This is a genomic window from Thermosynechococcus sp. Uc, from assembly GCF_029335995.1.
In the GTDB taxonomy this organism is placed as follows: Bacteria; Cyanobacteriota; Cyanobacteriia; order Thermosynechococcales; family Thermosynechococcaceae; genus Thermosynechococcus.
Genome location: NZ_JARJMS020000028.1, coordinates 22366 through 29348, shown reverse-complemented (window position 1 = coordinate 29348; position 6983 = coordinate 22366). Strand labels below are relative to the sequence as shown.

Here is a 6983-nt window from a genome sequence, read left to right as displayed (position 1 = left end):
CTCGACAAATCCGAATGAAGATGTTGCCGTTGCTCCGGCACTAGTCTCACCCATGCCAACTTCTGAACCCACCCCTAAAGAGCCAGTGGCAACCACAGAAAGTGAAGCAGCAGCAGCCTTATCCCGTTGGTTTACTCAAGCCCGACTGACACTGAACACCACCAATCTACAAGTGAATTTAGCCCAGCGAATCACGGATTTTTATCCCCAAGAGGCCTGTGGCGATCGCCTGCAAGGGGAAACAACGGTTGCTGTCGTCGTCACTCCCCAAGGCAAGTTACTCCCTGCCAATGCCGCCCCTGAAACTGGTCTGCTCACTCGCAATCCCCAGATTATTCGCAGTAGTGGCTCTGCGCTCCTCGATCAAGCTGCCCTAGAACGGGTACGTCAGCAGTCCTTTGAGGCCACAGGGCAGTATCAAGCCTTAGCGCTCACCTTTGCCTTTGAATATCGTCCAGAGGTATGCCGTAGTCAGCCACCTGCAGCTGCCCCCACGCCAACCCCAGTGACACCGCGACGACCCCCTAGCCCACCGCCTACAGGTGAAGCGTCACCAACACCGACCCCCACACCTCCAGAAGAAACCCCACCACCGCCATCCCCAGAACCTAGAGAGACAACCCCCGCGTCTGCAGCGCCGGCTGCGAGTCCGCCAGCAACATCTCCCGAATAAAACGGGCGATCGCCCGTTGCAGGAGGCCGTTGACAATACGCTGACCCATGTCTTGTACCTCTGGGCGCACAATAATCCGCAGAATCACAGGAATGACCTTACCCCAGTCGAAGCCGGGAGTATCCTGCAAGATGCTGAAAATACGGCGCAAATGCTCTAGGGCATTGGGTTCACTGACAATATTGGAACTTGCCGTTGCAGGTACTGGATGGGTTACGAGGGGTAACAGTTGCACCAAGTTCCATTGCCCCATCGTTGTCCGCGCCCAAGTGTCGAGACTTTTGACAATTTCATCTGCTAGGCGATCGCGATACTCCGTCCCCCGCTCCGAAAACAGAAAATCCAAGGCCTGCTCTAGCACCACATTAAAGTCATAGTCACGGCTCTCGCGGGCATTGCGCAGCAGATTTTCGAGGCGCGTCCAGCGAAATTGACCATCCTTGAGGAGGAGATTGGTGAGACTCGTGCGCAGCTCTGGGGCAGGATCTGTGAGTAGTCGTTTGGCAATGTAGGGATAGGCAGCACTGAGAACCTTAAAATTGGGATCAACCCCCATGGCAATCCCCTCCATGGTCAGGAGGGATCGCACAATCAAGGCATAGTAGGCGGGCACCTGAAAGGGATACTCGTACATCACCTCTGAGAGGCGATCAAAAATCCGTTGGATATTGAGTTCCGAGACACTTGCCCCCAAGGCATCCTCAAATACCAAGGCCAAAGCGGGAATGATGGGTTCAAGATCCGTATCTGGCGTCAGGAAGCCCAAATGCACATAGTCGTGAGCAAGGCTTTCGTACTCGCGATTGACAATATGAACAATGGCATTTAACAGGCCATAGCGTTGCTCTGGGGCAATCTCACTCATCATGCCAAAGTCAAGATAGGCCAATTTGCCACTGGGCATGGCCAATAGATTCCCTGGATGCGGATCCGCATGGAAAAACCCATGTTCAAGCAACTGCCGCAGGGAGCACTGCACCCCCACATACACCATGTAGCGCGGATCAATCCCTAAGGCCTGAATTTGCTGCGGTTGGTTGAGTTTGACCCCCGTTACCCACTCCATGGTCAGCACCCGCCGCCGCGTGTAGTTCCAGTAAATCTTAGGAATATACACATCCGTCAAGTGGCCATAGAGGCGGGCAAAGCGTTCGGCATTCCGTCCCTCTTGGGTATAGTCCATTTCCTCAAAGAGGCGACTGGCAAACTCATCGAGAATGGCCACTAAATCACTGCGAATGTCTTTGATCAGGCGTTTTGCCCAATAGGCTACCCCCCGCAGAATGTAAATGTCCAAAGTGATACTTTCTGCTAAACCGGGGCGTTGCACTTTAACGGCCACTTCTTCACCACTGTGGAGTTTGCCGCGATACACTTGCCCCAAGGAGGCAGCAGCAATGGGGTGATCACTGAGTTCAGCAAAGAGTTCAGCGGGAGGAGCGCCCAATTCCTCCTCAATAAACTGAAACGCCACTTCATTGGGAAAGGGGGGCAACTGATCTTGGAGTTTTGTTAACTCCTCTAGATATACAGCGGGGAGGAGGTCAGGACGGGTGGAGAGGGCTTGTCCCACTTTGATGTAAGCAGGACCAAGACGGGTTAACGTTTCCCGCAGGGCGATCGCCCGCCGAAGCTGATTTTGTTTACTTTGGCCGCTAATCCTGTCCCACCAGTAGTTAAAAAGAAGCCAAAACACTGGCCAGAGAATCCGCAACCAGCGACTCAACACCAGCAAAGGCCGCCGCCGATAGTAGGCATCAATGGCCACCGGATCGTAGGGTTGAAAGGTATCCAAATCATTGGCAAGGGTTTCAGCCGCGATCGCAATCTCTTGGGGCGCGGAATCGGTGGGGACAATTGCCGTATTCATGGGCAGTGGCGCAAACTCTTAAAGTATTTTAACAATCAGTTCATCCTCAGGGAGTGCGGAAAATGCGGCTAGTCATTTTGGGGGCAAGCGGACAAGTGGGCTGGCAATTGGTGCAGCAAGCCCCCCCCGGCGCTGAAGTGATTCCCGTTGCTCGCCAAGGCACTGCCGTAACGCTGGACTTGGAAGATTTAGAGGCCATTCCCCGCTTGCTGAAAACCTTGCGACCCGATGTGCTGATCAATGCAGCAGCCTACACTGCTGTGGATCAGGCGGAACAGGAACCGCAACGGGCACAACGGATGAATGGCACGGCTGTGGGTCTTTTGGCAGAAACAATGGCAGCGGTGGGGGGGCTGTTGATTCACTACTCCACCGACTATGTGTTTGCCGGTAATCAATCGCTGCCCTATCGAGAAACCGATGCCACTGCCCCCCTCAATGCCTATGGCTACAGTAAGTGGCTAGGAGAGCAGGCGATCGCCAGTCATCAGCCCGCCCACCTCATTTTGCGCACCAGTTGGGTCTATGACCTGCGGGGGAAGAACTTTTTGCGGACAATGGTTCGCCTAGCCCAAACCCGTTCGCTGGTGCGTGTCGTTGCCGATCAAATGGGGACGCCCACCGCTGCTTCCTTCATTGCCCAAGTGACGTACCAACTCCTTGGGCGTTGGCAGGTAGATCCCGCCCTCAGTGGCCTCTATCACCTGACACCGCGGGGGAGCACTAGCTGGTATGGCTTTGCCGCCAAAATTTTTGAGCATTTGCGTGCCCGAGGCTACAGCACTGCTACCTTAGAGCCAATTCCCAGCCATGAGTATCCCACCCCCGCCAAGCGTCCCGCTTTTTCCGTCCTCAACTGTGGCAAGCTCGAGGCTGTTCTAGGGGCTCCCCTCCCCCCTTGGGAAGCAGTTCTTCAACCCCTTTTAGACCAACTGGATCCTCAATCCGTTCTCTAGGAAAGGGTGGCAGCAACCGTTGTGTTCATTTGGCTGAACCACTCAATGAGTTGCTCCAGTTGTTTTTCAATGGGCTGTGTCCCTAAACCGCGCACAGTAATTTTGCCCTGACTATAGACAAACCGAGGGTGGAGATGGGGAGGCAGTTGCTCTAGGAGCAATTTCCACGCCGGTTCCGCCATGGGGGTTTCAAGGATCACATGTTGCTTGCCTTCGGGACGAATGCGGCTAATGCCACACTGGCGCGCCAGTTGTTTCAATTCAACAACCTGCAGCAGTTGCTGCACCGATTTAGGGAGTGCACCGTAGCGATCGCTCCACTCGGCTGCCAGTTGTGCCAATTCTTCCTTGGTGGTTGCTGCAGACACAGCGCGATAGGCTGCCATCTTTTGCGCCAGATCGGGCATGTAATCGGCGGGAATAAAGGCAGTGACATTGAGATCCACTTGGGTATCGTCAACCGTGGGGATATCTTGGCCGCGAATTTCGGCGATCGCCTCCTCTAATAGTTCCACATACAAATCAAAGCCGACACTGTCCAGTTGGCCGTGCTGCTCCGTCCCCAAAAGATTGCCCACACCGCGAATTTCCATGTCTCGCATTGCCAGTTGGTAGCCAGAACCCAGTTGGGTAAACTCCTGAATTGCCCGCAGCCGTTGACGGGCAGCATCCGTGAGCACCTCCTGGCGCGGATAAAATAACCACGCATGGGCTTGAATGCCGGCGCGGCCAACACGACCCCGCAGTTGATAGAGCTGTGCCAAGCCAAACCGCTGCGCATCCTCCACTAGGATGGTATTGACGCGGGGAATATCCAAGCCCGACTCAATAATGGTTGTACACACGAGAATATCCGCCTCGCCATTGCTAAAGCCGAGCATCGTGGATTCCAGTTCTCCCTCTGCCATCTGACCGTGGGCGATGAGAATACGGGCGCTGGGCACCATCTCTTGGAGCTTCGCCGCCACCTCCTCAATTCCCTCCACGCGAGGCACAACATAGAAGACTTGACCCCCCCGATCCAATTCTTGGCGAATCGCACTGCGCACCGTTTCTGGGTCATAGGGAGCCAAGTGGGTTTGAATCGGGCGTCGCGAGGGGGGAGGCGTCGTGATCAGGCTCATTTCCCGAACCCCCGACAGAGCCATATAGAGAGTGCGCGGAATCGGTGTCGCACTCAGGGTGAGGACATCCACTTGGGTTTTGAGGGCTTTGATTGTCTCTTTTTGGTTAACCCCAAAGCGCTGCTCCTCATCCACCACCAAGAGACCTAAATCGCGAAATTTAACCGCCTTACTCAGCAGTTGATGGGTTCCCACGACAACGTCAATTTCGCCAGTTTTGAGTTTCTGCAGGAGGTCTTGGCGCTCCCGCTCACTGCGAAAGCGGTTCAGTAGCCCCACTTGAATTGGATAGGGGGCAAAGCGCTCCTTGAGGGTGTGGTAATGCTGCTGCGTTAGGATTGTTGTTGGAGCAAGAAACGCCACCTGCTTGCCCGCCATTACTGCTTTGAAAATGGCGCGAATGGCGACCTCCGTTTTACCAAAGCCAACATCACCGCAGACTAGCCGATCCATGGGGCGATCGCTCTCCATGTCGGCCTTGACCTCTTGAATGGCCTTGAGTTGATCAGGGGTTGGTTGGTAGGGAAAGGAGTCCTCCATCTCCTGCTGCCACGGCGTATCGGGGGGAAAGGCAAAGCCCTTTTGTTGGGCGCGCTGGGTATAGAGTTGCAACAGATCTACTGCCACTTTCTTGATGGCTTTGCGTACCCGTGCTTTGGTGCGTTCCCAAGTATTGCCCGTTAACTTATTGAGTTGGGGGACACCATCACTTTGTTTGCGGTAGCGGGAGAGACTATTCAGTTGATCGGCGGCAACGCGGAGAATGCCATCGGCATACTGCAGGGCAAGGTACTCACGGGTTTCATTGTTAATCGTCAACGTTTCAAGTCGTAGGAACTGGCCAATGCCGTGCTGGCGATGGACAACGTAGTCCCCGGGCTGGAGCTTGTTCAAATCCACCTGTTTGGCAGCAGCGCGGCGGCGTTTACGCACATAACCGAGGTTGACCAAGTTGTGCTGGCCAAAGAACTCGCGATCGCTCACGAGCACGGTGCGGAAGGTGGGCAAAATAAAACCACTGATTTCCGCTAAACCACTGGCTTTGAGAGCAATGGGAACTCGCTGTTGTTGCAGCTTATCAATGGCCGGAAAGTCCTTGGGATTGGGCACAAACTGGGCGGGGCAATCGTGCTCCTGCAATAGCGCTACAGAGCGGCTCGGCTGCGCCGAGACTAACCACACCGTGTAGCCCTTGTCCCGCTCCTCCCGTAGTGTCGCCGCCAAGCGAGCAAATTGGTGGGGAATGGCCGGCACTGCCCGTGCTGACAAATTAAGACCTAGCCCCTCACTGGCCAGTTCATAGAGGTGTAGGCGTTGAAACGATGCGAGGCCTTGGACAACGGCTGACCACGGGCGATGGATGGGGGGCGGTGAGGGGTCTAAAGTTTGCCAGTAGGCTTGAGTCTGCTCATACCAGCGATCGCCATGGGTAGCACAAAGGGGTGGCTCATCCACGGCAATTAGGGTTTGGGGCGGCAAATAGTCCAAAAGTGAGGCTGGCTGTGGAAAAGCCAACCCAAGGTAGCGCCGCAGCCCCTCTTGATCTTCTGGAATGAGATGGGCTTGACCCGCTGCCTTCAGTGCTTGGGCAATCAGCGGCGTAAAACTAATGGGTGTGAGTGTAACCCGCTCAAGGGCATCCAGGCGATCGCCTTCAGTGTGTAGAGAGCGTTGACTAGCCGGATCAAACTCGCGAATGGACTCAATCTCATCGCCAAACCACTGTAAGCGAACCGGTAACTCCGCCGAGACAGGGAAAATATCCACAATGTCGCCGCGCCGACTCCACTGACCCTCGGTTTCCACCAAGGAAACCCGTTCATAACCAAGGGCTGTCAAGGCGGTGGCCAGCTCCCCTAGAGATTGCTCTTGACCCACCTGTAACGTTAGACAGGCGGCACGGAACTGCTCTGGTGGGGGTAAATGGGGTTGCAGTGCCCGTTCCGTAGTGACAATGGCAATACGGGGGCGATCGCTTTCGACTAAAACTTGCAGTTGCCCCCAGACCATCTCCGCTTCCAAATCAAAGGGGTCATAGGGAGAGGCCTCCGATGTCGGGTAAAAGAGAACGGCATCCCAGCCCATGAGTTCCAATTGCGCTGCCCAGCGTCCCCCCTCCTCTAGGGTGGAAGTAATCACACACAGTGATTGCTGACTCTGCTGCGCCAATGTGGTGGCCACCAAGCCCTTGACAAGGCGGGGCATCCCCGTAAGGACAAGTTCCCGTTGGTGTTGTAATTTGCTGAGCAGTTTAGCCGTTAGCGGCAGCTTACCCCAACTGCGGGGAATTGCCATTAAGGACATAGACAGTGCCGGCGCAGGTTACCAAGACTTGAGAAGGGAATTGCCCTCCCTTCAGG

General features: G+C 55.1%; 3 protein-coding genes and 1 pseudogene. 2 read left to right on the top strand and 2 right to left on the bottom strand.

Translation table 11 applies throughout. From position 1 onward, the window contains the following. A pseudogene (locus P3X23_RS03195) lies at positions 1 to 673 on the top strand (hypothetical protein); the annotation flags it as partial. Here the strand turns inward: P3X23_RS03195 and P3X23_RS03190 are convergent. Further along, a complete protein-coding gene (locus P3X23_RS03190; protein WP_300873082.1) occupies positions 609 to 2543 on the bottom strand; it encodes an AarF/ABC1/UbiB kinase family protein in 1935 nt (644 codons plus the stop codon). The pseudogene P3X23_RS03195 and the gene P3X23_RS03190 sit on opposite strands and share 65 nt — an antisense overlap. A gap of 62 nt (positions 2544 to 2605) precedes the next feature. On the opposite strand from P3X23_RS03190, the gene rfbD reads away from it, so the two are divergent. Beyond that, complete coding sequence (gene rfbD, locus P3X23_RS03185; RefSeq protein WP_300873080.1) at positions 2606 to 3499, top strand: dTDP-4-dehydrorhamnose reductase; 894 nt, start codon at positions 2606 to 2608, stop codon at positions 3497 to 3499. Here rfbD and mfd read toward each other — a convergent pair. Then, positions 3496 to 6927, bottom strand: coding sequence for a transcription-repair coupling factor (mfd, locus tag P3X23_RS03180; protein ID WP_300873078.1), 3432 nt, complete (start codon positions 6925 to 6927; stop codon positions 3496 to 3498). The two genes, rfbD and mfd, sit on opposite strands and share 4 nt — an antisense overlap. Positions 6928 to 6983: the final 56 nt, after the last annotated feature.

Excerpts from the sequence above, each read along its gene's own strand:
- P3X23_RS03190 (WP_300873082.1), bottom strand. The coding sequence starts at position 2,543 with ATGAATACGGCAATTGTCCCCACCGATTCCGCGCCCCAAGAGATTGCG.
- rfbD (WP_300873080.1), top strand. The coding sequence starts at position 2,606 with ATGCGGCTAGTCATTTTGGGGGCAAGCGGACAAGTGGGCTGGCAATTG.
- mfd (WP_300873078.1), bottom strand. The coding sequence starts at position 6,927 with ATGTCCTTAATGGCAATTCCCCGCAGTTGGGGTAAGCTGCCGCTAACG.